Raw genomic sequence first — 14483 nt, 5'->3', positions numbered from 1 at the left:
TCGGACTCGCTCCGCTTGCGCGCCCGCCAGGGTGGTGTCAACTCCCACCAATACTAGGGTGCCCTCCTGGTCCGGGTGGTGTCAGCACTGACCTACAAAGGGTGCTGGTGGAGACCTCCAAAGCCAATGGCTGCGTGGATCGCGCTGCAACTCCTGCGCGGAACCAGCGTACGTAACAGGATGAATGAGATGGCGTCACATGCCCTGCTGCTGGAGGTGATCCTCGGCGGGCGGACAAGGCTGCGCGAAGTGCTCAGCGCAGCGGGAGAGCCCGTTGGCGAAGAAGCGGTGAACCGCGAGTGGATTGGCTTCTTCAAGAATCCAATTCGGGCGGAGGTCAGAGCAAACCATCACATGCAGCACCTCGCCAACATGCTGCCTCGAGTCACACAATCTCTCCTCGATCGTTCGTGGTTGCTGACGGTGTTCGAGCGCAAGACGCTTGCGACATGCGACCACCCAGTCCACGTCGTCCCGAACGAGGACCTGACGCAGACGGGTAGGGGGACGGGAATCGAGAACGCGCCGGTCATCTACGTTCCCTTGACTCGCCGACACTCGCTGGCCATGTATCTCCCATCTGCCTGGCCGCCGCCACTCGCCGCTCGGGGGCGCGACGTTCGCTGGCCGGGTGTAGCTGCCACCGCGCTCTATAGCAACTCCTGCACCGTGAACAGTGCCCGCCGGTTCCTGTTCCATCACCCCAAGGACACGCCGCTTGCCGGCTTCGATCTACCGCAGCCGCGTGAGCGCGAGGTTGCGGTCAACGCGCAGTTGTGGGGCTGGCTTGACGAAGACGACCGCCAAGTGCTCCTCGACGCCGGGTTCGGTCCTGACGACCTCGACGCTCTCCTGGAGCAGTAGCAGCAGAATCACAGCTCCACTCCCAGCTGAGGCAATGGCGTCAGCACCGCGATGGACCAGTTCGCCGCCGGGATCACTGCGCACGGTGCTCACGAATTGGCGCGGACGGTAACTGTTGGCATCGGCAGATCGACCGAACTCTTTGTGTGGCGGTCACGGGTGCGGTCCATGCTTACGAGCTTGCGGGTGGCCGCGTCGAGGCTGACCTGAAGTCCTTGAACTTCTCCTAGCCAGCCGTTCATCCGCGCCTCTTCGACGCGGTCACGCAGGTTGGCGATGATCTCGATGAGTCTCGGGCGGCTGCGTTCTTCTAGATGCGTCCGCCCGTCCAGCGGCGGTAGCAGCCGCGTTCCGGCCGTGGACACGGGCTCGCCGGCGGCCTCGGCCAGCTCGCGGATCTCGGCTACGGGGCGCCGCAGCAGGTCACTCATCGACGCCACCGCGAGCGGTCGCAGCTGCTCACCGGTGAGCAGGCCGACGCGGACCGCGCCGGTTCCGTCGGCGAACCGCACCAGATGGCTCATCCGGACCTCCTTCGTTCAGGGACGAACCTACGGAGTGCCGAGCGTGGCGGTCAACGAGTGCCGAACCGCCGGGAGCCGGGGCAGGCGGACGCGCCCGCCTGCCCCGCGTGCCCACCCGTCAGGGAACGATCTCCATCTGCGCCATCATGCCGAGGGTCGAGTGGTCGAGGAAGTGACAGTGGTACACGTACCGGCCGACGTAGTCGGTGAAGGTGGTCTGCAGCCGGACCCACTCACCCGGACCGAGGAAGACCGTGTCCTTGCGGCCCACGTCGTCCGGTCCCGGCGGGCCGCCGTTGCGGTCGAGCACGCGGAATTGCTCGAGGTGCAGGTGGAACGAGTGGGGCGCACCGAAGACGGTGTCGGTGTTGCGGACGGTCCAGATCTCGGTGGCGCCGCGCTTGACCTTGATGTCCACCCGGTTGGGGTCGTAGACCTGCTCGTTGACCAGGCCGGTGAAGTTCGTCTCGTCGAACCGCATGGTGATTTCCCGCTGGACGGTCGCCGTCCCCGGCGCAGGCAACGGCCGCAACGTGGCGGGCACGCGGCTGCTGTCGAGCGCGAGGCGCGTCACGTCGAACCGGAGCAGCGGTCCCGAGATGTCCTTGAGCACCAGGTGCGAACCCAGGGGCACCTGCGAGAAGTCGACCACGATGTCGACCCGCTCCGCGGATCCGAGCAGGACTTCCGACCGCGGCACCGGCGCCGGCAGGAGCCCGCCGTCGGAGGCGATCTGCGTCATCTGGACGCCGCCCAGGGTGAGGCGGAACTGCCGCTCGTTGGAGGTGTTGAGCAGCCGGAACCGGTACTTGCGGGCCGCGACCTGGAAGTACGGGTTCACCACACCGTTGGCGAGGATGGTGGTGCGGTCCGGGGGGAAGTTCGGGTAGACCATGGCCCCGTTGGCGTCGAGCTGGATGTCGCGGAGCATGATCGGCACGTCGTACTGCCCCGAAGGCAGGTTCAGGCCGCGCTCCGCCTCGTCGTCGAGGATGTAGAAGCCGTGGAGTCCCCGGTAGACGTTCTCGGCCTCGAGGTGGTGGGCGTGGTCGTGGTACCAGAGGGTCGCGCCCTGCTGGCGGTTCGGGTAGTGGTAGGTCCGGCTCTGCCCCGGGTCGAGCAGGTCCATCGGGTAGCCGTCGTCGGCCTGGGCGTTGTGCCCGCCGTGCAGGTGCACGTTGGACGGGACGTCCAGCTGGTTGGTGAACGTCACCTCCACCGGCGTGCCGGTCCTGGCGCGGATCGTGGGCCCGACGAACTGGCCGCCGAACGAGCGCACCGGCGCCGGCTTGCCGGGCAGGAAGGCGTGCTGCGCCGCCTTGATCGGGATCTTGTACACGTCGACGCCGTCGCCGCGCCGCATCGGCGTCAGCTGCTGCGGTATCGGCAGCCGCTGGGAGAACAAAACCCCCAGCCCCGCCGCCGGACGGCCCCCGCCCGCCGCAGAGCCCGCGGCCGGGGCATGCCCGGCGTGTTCTGCGGCGATCGGTTCCCGGGTCAGGGCCGAGGGCAGCAGCGCCGCCCCACCGACCACGCCTCCGGCCGTCGCCCACCCCAGTAGTTTTCTTCGGTTCAACATCACCGCTCCTCGGAGCTCATTGTTTGTTTTCGGCACCGGATTCCGGCGCTTCTCCCTCCAGCGATACTCTGTCGTGAGGAGCGAGCGGGCATCTCCGTAAATGCGAAGTCTTCACCGCAAGGGTGAGAGTCCAGAAGGAATAGATCGGCTCGCCGACCGGGCGTGATGTTTCGGTCACTGCGCCGAACGGCCGATCCACCTTTTGGTCGCGGGTAATTTTCCCACCGGCGCGACCCGCTTGCCAACTCGATCATTCAGTCAAAAGGGACAACCACTGAATGTTGATGCGCCCCGGGTTCTGTGCAGGCTCTGATCTCAGGGAGGATGCAGAGCATGCCGGCACCGAAGAAGTGCAGCGACGAGCCGCGTGAGCGGGCGACCCGGATGGCGTTGGACGCGATCGCGGTCGAGGGGTCAGCGGATGGCGGCGATCCGCCGGGTCGCGGGCCAGTTGGGCGTGCACCCGGAGGCGTTGTGGACGTGGGTCAAGCGGGCCGAGATCGACGCCGGCACGGCACCCGGCCGCACCAGCGATGATGCGGCACGGATCGCCGAGCTGGAACGCGAGGTGCGTGAGTTGCGGCGGGCAAAGGAGATCCTGAAGACGGCCTCGGCGTTTTTCGCCGCCGCGGAGCTCGACCGCAAAATCAAGTAGCGTCTGACGATTCCACGCCTAGGCGGGAGGTTCCGCTCGCGGTGGTCGTCGACTATATCGACGGCCGCCGCGAGCGGGTTGTCGAGGGGAAGAAGCTCGGGGTCGAGTCGATCTGCGCAGTCTTGAACGATGCGGATGTGCGGATCGCCCCGAGAACCTTCTGGGCGGCCAAGAAGCGCACGCCGTCGAAACGTGCCGTGCGGGACGCCGAACTGCTCGCTGAGATCGAGCGTGTGTTCCGCGAGAATTACGGTGTTTACGGAGCGCGGAAAGTGCATGCGCAACTCAACCGTGCGGGAATCCGCGTGGCTCGCTGCACGGTCGAGCGGCTGATGCGCCAGAAGGGCCTGCAGGGACTACGGCGAGGCAGGCAGGCCAGGACCACCATCGCTGCCGCCTCGCCTTCGCCGGCGGACCTGGTCGACCGCCGCTTCACTGCCGACCAGCCGAACCAGCTCTGGATAGCGGACATCACCTATATCCGGACGTTTTCGGGATGGGTGTATGCCGCGTTCGTCATCGATGTGTTCTCGAGAATGGTCGTGGGCTGGCAGGTGTCGACCTCGTTGCACACGAATCTCGCCCTCGACGCGCTGGAGATGGGGATCTGGGCCCGGCAACGAGCCGGACAAGACGTGACCGGACTTGTCCATCATTCCGACCGCGGAGTTCAATATCGAGCCATTCGTTATACCGAGCGTTTGGTGGAAGCGGCAGTGGTCGCCTCGGTCGGTTCGCGCGGAGATTCCTACGCACGGCGTAGACGGCCAGCTTGGTGAACGCGCCCTGGCTGGATCTGCTGTGCAGGGTGCCCATGCTGCCGTCGTTGCCCATGGACATCGCGTTGGTCAGCGGGATGACCTCCGGGCCGCGAACCTCGCCGACGATGACCCGGTCCGGCGACATCCGCAGGGACTGCCAGAGCAGGTCCGACAGGGAGATCTCGCCCTGGCCCTCGATGTTCGGTTCGCGGGCCTGCAGTGCGACCACGTCCGGGTGGGCGTCAGCGTCCTCGCCGAGGCCGAGCTCGAAGACGTCCCTGATGGTGATCAGTCGCTCCCACGGGGGATGGCCGAGGCCAGGCCGCGGAGCAGTGTGGTCTTGCCGATCGCCGTGCCGCCGGTGACCAGGACGTTGCGTTTGGCCCGCACCAGGGCTTTCAGGAAGCTCTCCAGGGCGAGGTCGATGGTGCCGTTTTCGCGCAGCTCGGCGAGGGTGACCTTGGCGAACCGGTGTCGGCGGATCGACACCGTCGGCCGCGTGGTGACCGCCATGACCGCCGAGACGCGCTCGCCACCGGGCACCTGAAAGTTCACGATGGGCGAACCGCGGTCGAAGCGGCGCTCCTCCACCCCGGAGCGGGTGGCCAGGTCGCGGATGAGCTCGATCAGCTCGGTATCCGAGCCGACGACCGGCGGCAAAGGTTGCGGCGGCCGTCGGCGTACTTGACGAAGACGCGGTCGCCGTTGATGTTGATGTTCTCGATGTCGGTGTCGGCCAGCAGTGGTTCCAGGCCGGCCAGGCCGAAGACCTCGTCGAGGACCTGGCGGATCAGCCGCTGCTCGACCTCGAGTGCCACCAGCATCCCGCCGGTGGCGGAATTGCGCAGCTCGGCCTGGGCGTGTGCCTCGGCCGCGTCGGTCAGGATCGCCTCGGCCAACCGGCGGCGTGCTGGGGCGTCCATCGGCGGGCGGCCGGCGGTCTCGTCGGCCCGAATGCGCCTGCTGAGATGGGTCGACAATTCGTCGCGCAAGTGCTGCCGCAGCCGTTCCATCGCCGCTGCCTCTCCCGCGGGCCGGTGGGGAAGCTCCGACGGTCCAGGCATGTGCTGGGCAGCAACCAGGTTCGGACCAGCGCCGTTGGTCGACGCCGTCAGGCGCGGATCGCCGAGCTCAGGCCGGGTCATGACGTCGCCCCGTTACGGGTCTGCGGCCCGAGCGGTTGCAGAGCGGCGCCAGAGGCCGGTTCACCCGGAACTGCCAGCCGCAGGTGCGGTGCACGGGCGCCGTTGGTGGCCGGCTGGTGGCCGTGTGAGTAGAGGTTGAGCGCGATCCTGGCGGCGGCCCGCCCCAGCGGGGACTTGTCGGGCCCACGTCGGCCGGTGCCCTGACCGCACAGCACCGCGGCGCCCTTGTCGTCGCGCGGCACGCGACCCATCACCGGGATGCGCAGCGCCTGGGAGACCTCCGCGGTCGGGTAGCCGTCGCCGACCAGGACGAAGCACGGGCGGCGCGACCACTGCTGGGCGGCCTGCAGTTTGAGCGCGACGTGGGCGAGCTCGTCGTCATGCGGGCGGGCGACCAGCAGCATCGCGTCTGCGCTGCGGATGATCGGGAACGCGGGTGAGTCCGGATCGACTCGGCCGCGCGCATATCGAAAGGGTGGTGCTGGAGGCCTTCGTCGCGGCCATCGACCGCTGCGGCGATCCGGCCGCCCGCACCCTGCTCGGCCGCGTCTGCGATCTGCACGTGCTGGCGGGCGTCGAGGCGGACCGGGCGTGGTTGCTCGAACACGGGCGGCTGAGCGCGAGCAGCGGCAAGGCCGTGGTCGCCGCCGTCAACCAACTGTGCAAGCAACTCCGCCCCGCACGCCCGCACGCTGGTTGACGCGTTCGCCATCCCGGAGCAGTTCCTGGCCGCGCCGATGGTGACCGAACAGTGAAGGCGGCCAGGGTCAGCGGACGGCGAGGCCCTCCACCGGGGCTGGGGGCGCCGGGATGTGGAAGAGGTCGACGAACCGGTCCAGCAGGGTGAGGTCGCCGCTCGCCCGCAGGATCCCGGCCTCGATCGCCGCCAGCGGGCTCAGCCTGCCGCTCAGCAGCTGCTGAATCGAGCCGACCGACTCGATGACGAGGTCGGCCCCGGGAAGGGCGCCCTCGGCGACCTTGAGCGCGCCGTCGTCCACGAAGGCGTGCACGATCAGGTCGCCATAGCGGATCTCGAAGCTGACGTTGACGCCCGCCGCGTGCTCCGGCCGGAACGTCGTGTACAGCGAAAGGATCGCGGAGTCCATGGTGAACAGGTCGTCCGGCGCGGGGTCGAGCAGTGCCCTCGCGCCCCACAGCCCCAGCTGCAACAGCACCGGTTCCAGCTCGCGGCCGTACTCGGTGAGTTCGTAGACCACGGCCGCGTCCAGTTTTGGCAGCACGCGCCGCCGGAGCACGCCTGCCTTTTCCAGTTCGTTGAGCCTGCCGGAAAGCACGCTCGGTGGCAGCTTCGGCAGGGTCTGCCGCAGGTCCGAGTATCGCTTCGGGCCGAGCAACAGGTCTCGCACGACGAGCAGCGACCATCGCTCGCCGACGAGCTCGAGGGCGCGGGCGAGGCCACAGAATTGCCCGTAGGTTCGACCGGTCATGATGTGCGTCCCTTCTACGCCGGTGTGGGCGGAGTAGGTGTTGTGGTTTGCGTTCGAAAGCTGGTCTGTTCGCGTGGCCCCTTCAGCGGTGCGACTGGTCCGAGAGCAGGACGTGGTGCAGCTCCTGGAGCTCGTTACACGGCTCGAGGCCGAGCTCGCCGCTCAGCCTTGCCCGGAACTGCCGGTAGAGCTCCAGCGCCTCGATCCGCCTGCCGCTGAGGTTGAGCACCCGCATCAGTTGGCCGTTGAGGCCCTCGTCAAGGGGGCTGGCGGTGATCAGCGACCGCAACTCGCCAATCAGGTCGTGGTACATGCCCGCCTCGATCTCGGCATGGATGCGCAGGCGCTGCGTGTTTCGTCGCTGTTCCTCCAGGTCGGTCGCATACACCGAGAGCACAGGGCCGCATGTCACGTTGGCCAGCGGCGGCCCGCCCCACAGGTCCAGTGCCTTGCGCAGGACGGTGGCGGCTTCGGCGTAGTGCTGCCGGTCGAACAGCGCCCTGCCCTCCCTGGCCAGCCGCTGGAACACGGCGACGTCGACCTGGCCAGGGTCGACGCGCAGCAGATAGCCGGGTGCCCTGGTCACGATGATCTGGTCGCCGTCGCTGGCGAATCCGTTGGCTTCGATGTACCTGCGCAGTTGCCAGACGTGTGTCTGCATGGTGGTCCGGCCGCCGCGGGGCGGGTCGCCCGCCCACAGCTCCTTGATGATCAGGTCACCCTGCACGACCTTGCCGGGACGCATGAGCAGCATCGCCAGCACCTGGAGCACCTTCGGTGCCGTCGGCGCGTGGTCCTCGCCGTCCTTGCGGACCTCCAAGGGGCCGAGCAGGGTGAAGTGCGGCCCACCGTTGGGCTGGCCGGCGAACCCGGCCGAGACGTCGTCAGATCGGTCCCATAACGCCAGGTCGGAATCCAACATACGTGGCTCCCATCGGTGACTTCCGTCGCTGGTTGACGTCCACCCAGTTCGATGTCGATCCAAGCGACGGTCGATTCCTGAACACTGGCAGATCGATCGTGGCCGCGGCAGTGCACCGGCCACGAATACCGATTGAATCCGGCCCGCCGCGCCTATGGTCAACGCATATGCGGTTCATGGATTGTGCACTGGTGATATCGGCGACACGAAACCAGAATTTCTAGCACAGCACTGACTTTCCCGGACCACGGGAGTCTGTTGGTTAGTCACGTGCTGCACAATACTGAGGGGTAATGATGGCTAATCGGGTCCACCAAAGTACGCAAGATGGCAGCAAACACTAATCCGAACAGTCCAGCAATGTCTCCTCCATCGATCTCCAAATAGACGAATTCGACCAGTGGAGCAACCCTCGCCGGTTGCGGCTGGGTCCGACCGGTTGGACCAAGGCCGAGGCGTGTGAGGAAGCTGCCTGATGGACCACGGTGCCGATAGAGCGCAGTTGATCGGGTTCAAGCGCAACTACGAGCCGAGATCAGCCCCGAGGGTGGCGCGTTCCTGTTCTCCGAACGAGGCGTAATGGCGCTGCGCGGAGCACAGGTAGGCGCCGTGGTCGCCCTGCTCGACGGCACCAACGACATCGCGGCCGTGCTGCGGGCCAGGCCGGGGAAGATGGAGGCCGAGCAGACCAGCAGGGTGCTGGAGCGGCTGGTGCAGGCAGGCCTCGTCGTGCTTCGCACGCCGGGTGCGACCAGCACCAGCGAGCCCGCGCTCACGTTCTGGGACGCCTGCGACGTCGACCCCGGCGGTTCCGCGGCCCGGCCTGCCGCCAGCGCCGTCGGCCTGCTCGCCGTGAGCGAGGCGGTCGAGACCACCGCGGCGGCGGAGGCGCTGCGGGCGGCCGGATTGCCGGTGATCACCGGCACCGGCCCCCGCCCCGCCGGCGGGAGGTGGGTGACTTGTCGTTACGACAATCAGGTGATGCGGCTGCCCCCCAGCGGTCAACCGCGTGCGCACTGCCCGTGCCACCGGCTGGGTACCACTGACTTGTCTGGTCCTTGACCCCTCTTTGACGTGCGTGAGAACAGGTGGGGTCATGCTGGCTACCAGACGAGGTTGACGGCGCGATTCGTCGACACAGACGTCGGAAACAATGACGAGCCGGAACGTCGCCGCACCTCGCGCGGCGCTCCGGTAGGTCGTGGCCGGGGCAGACCACGACGCGAACTGGGGCCGAGCCGCCCGGTCAGGGACGTGCGGTGACTCGGAAGCGAGTGAGAGGCCGCGAGTGAGCAGGGACCACAGCAGGTAGGACATTTTTATCTCCAGGGTTCCGGACTGTGCCGGAAATGCTGGAGTCCATTGGGGAGTCGAGTGGATCCGGCGGTTGCGGATCGTTCTCGAGGACCGGAGGAGAGACCTATGCAACTTGCCGTCCAGCAAGCAATTTCGGCGATGCGCGATCGTTACTTCGACCCCCTCACCCTCGGCCAGATAGCGGCTGAGGTGTTCGTCAGCCCCTTTCATCTCTCCAGGGTGTTCGCGGAGCTGACGGGCGTGACGCCGGGCCGTTACCTGACCGCCGTCCGGTTGTTCGAGGCCAAGCGGCTGCTGCTGACCACCGATCTCACCGTGGCCGACGTCGTGTGCAGCGTCGGCTACAACAGCGTCGGCACGTTCACCAGCCGGTTCACCAAGGCGGTCGGCATGACCCCCACCCAGTACCGCAGCCCGGAGGTACGCGAGTTGCTGCTCGCCGTAAGCCCCGACTTCCACCGGGTGCCCCCGGCCGAGGCGCTGCCCGGCGCGAACGGGCTGCCCGTGCAGGGCGCAGCGTCGATGTCCGCCACGGTCGACCTGCCCGCCGAGGCCGCACCGGCCAACGTGCTGGTCGGCCTGTTCGCCGAGCGCATCCCGCAGTGCGGGCCCGTGGCGTACGCCGCGCAGGCCGGTGTCGGCTCGACCAGGCTGACCATCTCGGACGTGCCGCCAGGGCGGTGGACCGTGCTCGCGGTCGCCGAGGGCGCGCACGGCGGGGGCGCGGAGAGCATCTACCTCGGCACGGTTCGGCAGCCGGTCGCCGTGCACCCTGGCGGCGCCACCAGGGTGCACCTGCGGTTGCGCGACCTGCAACCGACCGATCCGCCCATCGCGATCACGCTGGCCTCCGACACCTTCCCACACGGTACGAGCCGCGATCTGGCCCGTCCCGAGCTGCGGGTTGCGGCCTGACCAGGGGAGCGATGATGGCGACGACGTTCGGCGCCCTGCGCCGCAGGTTCTTGGCCCCCTCGCTGGCCGATGTGAGCTTCGCCGGCCGCGTCCTGACCTGAGGATGAGTTGCCGATCGAGGGCGGCTTCGGTCTCGCTGGGCGGCCCGGCTCCGGACGCGTGGGCGGTTTGCCGACGTCCGCATCCGGAAGTGGAGCAGCATCCGTCGGCGAGAGGCGAAGAAAGGAGCCGAACATGAATATCCCGGACTGCGGAAACGGGGAAGACCATTGCCTACCGGGAGTTCCTCGGCGAGCAGCAGGCCGCGTTGCGGCAGCGGCCCTGCCGTGAGCCGCCGGTCATCTACCACGAACGGGGCGAGCAGCGTGCCTGCCGACACGGAGACGAGGGAGCTGCTGGTCGGGGATGCCCACGTGTTCAGCCCCGCCACGTTCCGGGACTTCAGGGAGTGCTCGTCGTGACCTACCAGGAGCCGGTGATGATGCACACGACCGGGCACCGGTTCCCGGTCGTGCAGACCGGGCACAGCCGCTCGCGTCGCGACGACGTCATCGAGGAGGAGCTCGCCGTGTCGCCGCTGGACCCGGGACTGGGCCTGCCGATCGAGAATCCGCCCACCGTGTCCGAACGCGATCAGGCGGCGCCTTCCCTCGCCGAGGCGCTGGACCGGGGCCTGCTTCCCGACTACGAGACGAGCATCGCACTGGAAGCGACGTTATGAACGCGCGTACGTGGACCGTGTGCAACGAACGGGCGATCTACCGCAGCCCGTGGGTCGATCTCGCACTGTCCGAGGTGGAGCTTCCCACCGGGGTCACGTTCGAGCACCATCTGGTCAGGGTGCCGCCCTCGGTTGCCGTCGCGGTGACCGAGGCGGACCGGGTGTTGATGCTGTGGCGGCACCGATTTATAACCGACACGTGGAGCTGGGAACTCCCGGGTGGAGCCATCGAGGCAGGTGAGACACCGGTGGAAGCCGCCGTGCGTGAGGTGGTGGAGGAGACGGGTTGGCGACCGCACCGGCTCTCCGAGCTGTCGTATGTCCAGCCGATGGCCGGTATCGCCAATGCGGAGCATTTCGTGCTCCGTGGCCACGGGGCCAGCTATGTCGGTCCGCCAGTCGACTGCCACGAGTCCCAGCACATCGCCTGGGTTCCGTTGGCCGAGGCGGAAGAGCTGCTCGAACGAAGGCGGATCGTCGCGGCAGCCTCGGTGGCGGGAGTGCAGCGGCTCCTGCTCGCCAGCCGAGCATAGCTGCGGGTGATGCCACCGTTGCTTTCGGACTTGCGTGCGGTCATCGGAGCGACCGGCGACCTCGGCAGGTGCCGACGATCAGCAGAGGCGCCCCACCCCTGTGCGAGCTGTGCTGCTCGGAACGAGGTCGGCTCCATCCACGAGTACGGGTCCGCGCCCTTCGGCACCACGATCGACGAGACGACGCAGCCCGGCCGACCCCGGACGCGCCGGACGCGCCGGACAACCCCGCAAAGGCCATCCAGGTGCTTGCAGAACCACGAGTTCACCCCAGGATGAAACGGGGGAGTGTGCACTCGAAGAGAGGACGACCTCCGATAGGCGGCCGTACCGTCGTTCTCGTGGACCTCCGCACTGTGATCGTGCTCGGCGCAGGCACGATCGGCACGTCGATCGGACTCGCGCTGACCCGCAGCGGTGTGCGCGTCCGGCTGGCCGACCCGACGCCGACGCGCTCGCCGCCGCGGTGAGTCGCGGCGCGGGCGTTCCGCTCACCCCGGGGGCGGGAGCCCGGGGCCTTGGCACCGCGTACACGGACGTCGCCGCGGTCAAGAGCGACATCGTGGCCGCTGTCTCGGCCGTAGGCTGTGACCTGAAGTGCCTACGTTCCAGGGCATCCCGTGGTCGCCGGGGACCTTGGTGATCCGGCGACTGTCGATGCGGGACTGGCGGGCCATGAAGCGGACGCACTGAGGCATCACCCGCAAGATCATCGGCGAGGTTCCCGGGCAAGCACCAACCGGTTCGACATGGGGTCGGAACGGTCTACGAACTGGTGGATCGCGGGGGTCTTCAGTCCCTCCAATCGACGTCGGCGCCGCAGAGCTCGGGGATGAATATTTCTACAAGCGATTATTGATTGGGACTGGAGGACTAATGATGGGGAGTCGGAACTCCGACGTAGTCTTCGTCAGGTGGCCCGCGCAGGCGGACCTGCGGAACCGCTATCAGCTTGAGGGGATACCTCGATTACTTGTCATAGAAGGAGGCGCGGTACCGCCGATCAGCAACGATCCGATTGAAGATTGGGCTCGCCAACCGATATCTCGGGTCGACCTGGATGCGAGGGTCAATGCCTTGCAGAACCGGTTCGACAGCCGCCGGGCGCCGAGGATCGACTCAGCGGGAACTCTAAGTTTCGGAAGTCACTCGATCACGATCTCGACCACTCAGGCCCACCTCATGGCCCTGCTCGTCGAACGCTTCGGCGAGGTAGTGTACCGCAACGAATTGACGAACTATTTGGCAACGCAGGTAACGACCCTTACAAGGAACTCGCTCGACCTCCATATTATGCGGCTCCGCCGAAGACTTCAGTCGATCGATCTGTCGATCCGCACCGCGTGGGGCCGAGGATACATCCTGGAGGCTATGCGCTCCTGAAGCAAAGCCTCTGGTGCGGACTTCTCGTTGGATCACGTGATCGCGATCGCTGCCACGTGCGCATCGCCGATACGGCCAGCTTCGACCACGCGGCACTGTGCCCGCTCATCACCCGAAGCACGCCGGGGAGCGCTGTCGGCTGGCTGCCGACCGCTCGCAATGCTCAGCTGTTGCTGGTTAGCAGTCGAACCAAGGTGCTGCCGACAGGTGTGTCCGGGTTGGCGAGGTCGAACGGCAGGTCGAAGTGATTTCGGTGCGCGAGGACCATTTCCTCGACGGCGATTCCGTTCGCACGTAGGGCAGCGACGTAGTTGTCGTGCTGACGGGCGTACTCCGGTGTCTCGAGTCCGCCACGGGCGACGGTGATCGGTGGCGCCGTGACTGGGGCGTGCTGGATGGGGCTGTTGCGGCGAGCCGATTCCTCCGTGAGGCTCAGTGCATCGTTGACGTAACTGTGCCGGACTGGGTCGAGGTCGTAGATGCCGCTGAGCAGTGTGGCTGAGCCGAACACTTCGGCTGGTGTACGCCCGTCGGGCAGCCAGCCGTCGGTTAGGGCCATGGCGACCAGGTGCGCACCCGCTGAGCTGCCGCTGAGGTGGATCCGGCCCGGCGCGATGCCATAGGTGTCCGCGTTGTCCACCAGCCACAGCAGGCCACGGCGCACCATTGCCACAATCACGTCGAGGTCGTAGTTCGGTGCGAGACCGTAGCCCAGGGCAGCGAAGGCCGCGCCAGCGTGCAAGGCGGCAGGCGCGGCGAAGCTGGACTCGTTCTTGCTGAGCTGCTGCCAGTTGCCGCCGTGCACGTAGACCAGCAGTGTGTTGCTGTCGTAATGCGGAAAGAGGTCAAGCTGCTCGACATCGGAATGCCCATAGTGCACGGTATGATGCCGGTATGTGGCTCGGGCGCCTGCGCTACGTGTGGCGTACTCGTGTAGGTAGTACTCGATGTCGGTAATGCACGAGCTGGGCGAGTACTGTTGGTCCAAGTCGCCCCAGATGGTCGTCATTATCATAACCCCCAACTAGTACGGTGTCACACGCTAACATTTGTCTTGGCAACGTTTCGACTGCTTAACAGAATTCTGAAAGACCGATCTAAGAGCGTGTCTCATGTGGCCGCTTTGCGGAGTTTCTTGTAGCAGGTGAGGGCGGCGGCGAGGGTGAGGAATGCCAGGAAGTGGCCGGCTTTGCGTTCGTAGCGGATGGTGAGTCGTCGGTATCCGGTGAGCCACGAGATCGTCCGCTCGATCACCCAGCGGTGGCGGCCGAGCTTCTCGCTGGTCTCGATGCCCTTTTCGCACGTACCGATGCCGCATCAACGATGACGCGGGACCAGTCGATCAACCCACGGCTGCCCAACTCCTCCAGTACCGCATGGTGAAGTTGACGCGACAACCCAGCCTTGGTCCACTGGTCGAAACGTCGGTGCGCGGTCTGAAACGGTACCCCGAACGACGGCGGCAGATCCCGCCACGAACACCCACTGATCAACACGTACACGATCGCGGTGAACACCGCACGAGCCGGCAACGGCGCCGTCCCGCCACCCTGCCGACGAGCCCGGCACTCCGGAACCAACGGCTCCACCAGCACCCACAACTCGTCCGGCACCAACCGCATCGACAACCGATCAACCACGACCCAAGCTCACGGACACAAGATCATAAAATCCACGTGGGACACGGTCTAAGCATCTTTCAAGGGACTGTTCCAA

General features: G+C 66.8%; 17 protein-coding genes and 3 pseudogenes. 10 read left to right on the top strand and 10 right to left on the bottom strand.

Annotation, left to right across the window (positions count from 1 at the left end; all coding sequences use genetic code 11):
• The first annotated feature begins 126 nt into the window (after positions 1–126).
• A complete protein-coding gene (locus AB0N03_RS13270) occupies positions 127–864 on the top strand; it encodes a DUF4238 domain-containing protein (RefSeq protein WP_364369975.1) in 738 nt (245 codons plus the stop codon).
• 89 nt (positions 865–953) lie between these two features.
• On the opposite strand, the gene AB0N03_RS13265 is transcribed toward AB0N03_RS13270, so the two are convergent.
• Together AB0N03_RS13265 and AB0N03_RS13260 are read right to left on the bottom strand one after the other, a co-directional pair.
• A complete protein-coding gene (locus tag AB0N03_RS13265; RefSeq protein WP_364369972.1) occupies positions 954–1388 on the bottom strand; it encodes a hypothetical protein in 435 nt (144 codons plus the stop codon).
• Between the two features lie 118 nt (positions 1389–1506).
• On the bottom strand, positions 1507–2967 hold the full coding sequence (locus AB0N03_RS13260) for a multicopper oxidase family protein (RefSeq protein WP_364369969.1): 1461 nt from the start codon (positions 2965–2967) through the stop codon (positions 1507–1509).
• Positions 2968–3388: 421 nt separating this feature from the next.
• On the opposite strand from AB0N03_RS13260, the gene AB0N03_RS13255 reads away from it, so the two are divergent.
• Positions 3389–3622, top strand: coding sequence for a transposase (locus tag AB0N03_RS13255; RefSeq protein ID WP_364369966.1), 234 nt, complete (start codon positions 3389–3391; stop codon positions 3620–3622).
• 41 nt (positions 3623–3663) lie between these two features.
• A complete protein-coding gene (locus AB0N03_RS13250; protein WP_364369963.1) occupies positions 3664–4401 on the top strand; it encodes an IS3 family transposase in 738 nt (245 codons plus the stop codon).
• Positions 4402–4429: 28 nt separating this feature from the next.
• Here AB0N03_RS13250 and AB0N03_RS13245 read toward each other — a convergent pair.
• The 4 genes and pseudogenes from AB0N03_RS13245 to AB0N03_RS13230 form a co-directional block, all read right to left on the bottom strand.
• A pseudogene (locus AB0N03_RS13245) lies at positions 4430–4666 on the bottom strand (ATPase, T2SS/T4P/T4SS family); the annotation flags it as partial.
• Between the two features lie 5 nt (positions 4667–4671).
• Complete coding sequence (locus AB0N03_RS13240; protein WP_364369960.1) at positions 4672–5043, bottom strand: ATPase, T2SS/T4P/T4SS family; 372 nt, start codon at positions 5041–5043, stop codon at positions 4672–4674.
• Positions 5010–5528 (bottom strand): hypothetical protein, encoded by a 519-nt coding sequence (locus AB0N03_RS13235; protein WP_364369957.1) that lies wholly within the window; start codon positions 5526–5528, stop codon positions 5010–5012. The genes AB0N03_RS13240 and AB0N03_RS13235 overlap by 34 nt, the downstream gene beginning before the upstream one ends.
• On the bottom strand, positions 5525–5932 hold the full coding sequence (locus AB0N03_RS13230; protein ID WP_364369954.1) for a hypothetical protein: 408 nt from the start codon (positions 5930–5932) through the stop codon (positions 5525–5527). The genes AB0N03_RS13235 and AB0N03_RS13230 overlap by 4 nt, the downstream gene beginning before the upstream one ends.
• Positions 5933–5976: 44 nt before the next feature.
• On the opposite strand from AB0N03_RS13230, the pseudogene AB0N03_RS13225 reads away from it, so the two are divergent.
• Positions 5977–6283 (top strand): annotated as a pseudogene (locus AB0N03_RS13225) (acyl-CoA dehydrogenase); the annotation flags it as partial.
• 12 nt (positions 6284–6295) lie between these two features.
• Here AB0N03_RS13225 and AB0N03_RS13220 read toward each other — a convergent pair.
• Together AB0N03_RS13220 and AB0N03_RS13215 are read right to left on the bottom strand one after the other, a co-directional pair.
• The gene (locus tag AB0N03_RS13220; RefSeq protein ID WP_364369952.1) at positions 6296–6976 is read right to left on the bottom strand and encodes a winged helix-turn-helix transcriptional regulator; all 681 of its coding nucleotides are present in this window, start codon (positions 6974–6976) and stop codon (positions 6296–6298) included.
• A gap of 82 nt (positions 6977–7058) precedes the next feature.
• Positions 7059–7898, bottom strand: coding sequence for an AfsR/SARP family transcriptional regulator (locus tag AB0N03_RS13215; RefSeq protein WP_364369949.1), 840 nt, complete (start codon positions 7896–7898; stop codon positions 7059–7061).
• Positions 7899–8477: 579 nt separating this feature from the next.
• On the opposite strand from AB0N03_RS13215, the gene AB0N03_RS13210 reads away from it, so the two are divergent.
• The 6 genes from AB0N03_RS13210 to AB0N03_RS13185 all read left to right on the top strand — a co-directional run bounded on the left by AB0N03_RS13210 (position 8478) and on the right by AB0N03_RS13185 (position 12767).
• Positions 8478–8960 (top strand): hypothetical protein, encoded by a 483-nt coding sequence (locus AB0N03_RS13210; RefSeq protein WP_364369946.1) that lies wholly within the window; start codon positions 8478–8480, stop codon positions 8958–8960.
• A 393-nt stretch (positions 8961–9353) separates the two neighbouring features.
• Positions 9354–10130, top strand: coding sequence for a helix-turn-helix transcriptional regulator (locus AB0N03_RS13205; protein ID WP_364369943.1), 777 nt, complete (start codon positions 9354–9356; stop codon positions 10128–10130).
• Positions 10131–10587: 457 nt separating this feature from the next.
• On the top strand, positions 10588–10851 hold the full coding sequence (locus AB0N03_RS13200) for a hypothetical protein (protein WP_364369940.1): 264 nt from the start codon (positions 10588–10590) through the stop codon (positions 10849–10851).
• The gene (locus tag AB0N03_RS13195; protein WP_360677024.1) at positions 10848–11384 is read left to right on the top strand and encodes an NUDIX hydrolase; all 537 of its coding nucleotides are present in this window, start codon (positions 10848–10850) and stop codon (positions 11382–11384) included. The genes AB0N03_RS13200 and AB0N03_RS13195 overlap by 4 nt, the downstream gene beginning before the upstream one ends.
• A gap of 341 nt (positions 11385–11725) precedes the next feature.
• Positions 11726–11854, top strand: coding sequence for a 3-hydroxyacyl-CoA dehydrogenase NAD-binding domain-containing protein (locus AB0N03_RS13190; RefSeq protein WP_360677026.1), 129 nt, complete (start codon positions 11726–11728; stop codon positions 11852–11854).
• 406 nt (positions 11855–12260) lie between these two features.
• Entirely contained in the window at positions 12261–12767 is a 507-nt protein-coding gene (locus AB0N03_RS13185) for a winged helix-turn-helix domain-containing protein (RefSeq protein ID WP_364369936.1), read from the top strand.
• Between the two features lie 163 nt (positions 12768–12930).
• Here AB0N03_RS13185 and AB0N03_RS13180 read toward each other — a convergent pair whose 3' ends face one another.
• Together AB0N03_RS13180 and AB0N03_RS13175 are read right to left on the bottom strand one after the other, a co-directional pair.
• On the bottom strand, positions 12931–13776 hold the full coding sequence (locus tag AB0N03_RS13180; protein WP_364369933.1) for an alpha/beta hydrolase: 846 nt from the start codon (positions 13774–13776) through the stop codon (positions 12931–12933).
• Between the two features lie 101 nt (positions 13777–13877).
• Positions 13878–14407, bottom strand: a pseudogene (locus tag AB0N03_RS13175) (transposase).
• Positions 14408–14483: the final 76 nt, after the last annotated feature.

Origin of the sequence: Amycolatopsis sp. NPDC051061 (assembly GCF_040682935.1) — a bacterium.
GTDB lineage: Bacteria > Actinomycetota > Actinomycetes > Mycobacteriales > Pseudonocardiaceae > Amycolatopsis.
Note: the sequence above shows the minus strand (reverse complement) of the source record. Positions and strands in the feature narration are given on the sequence as shown.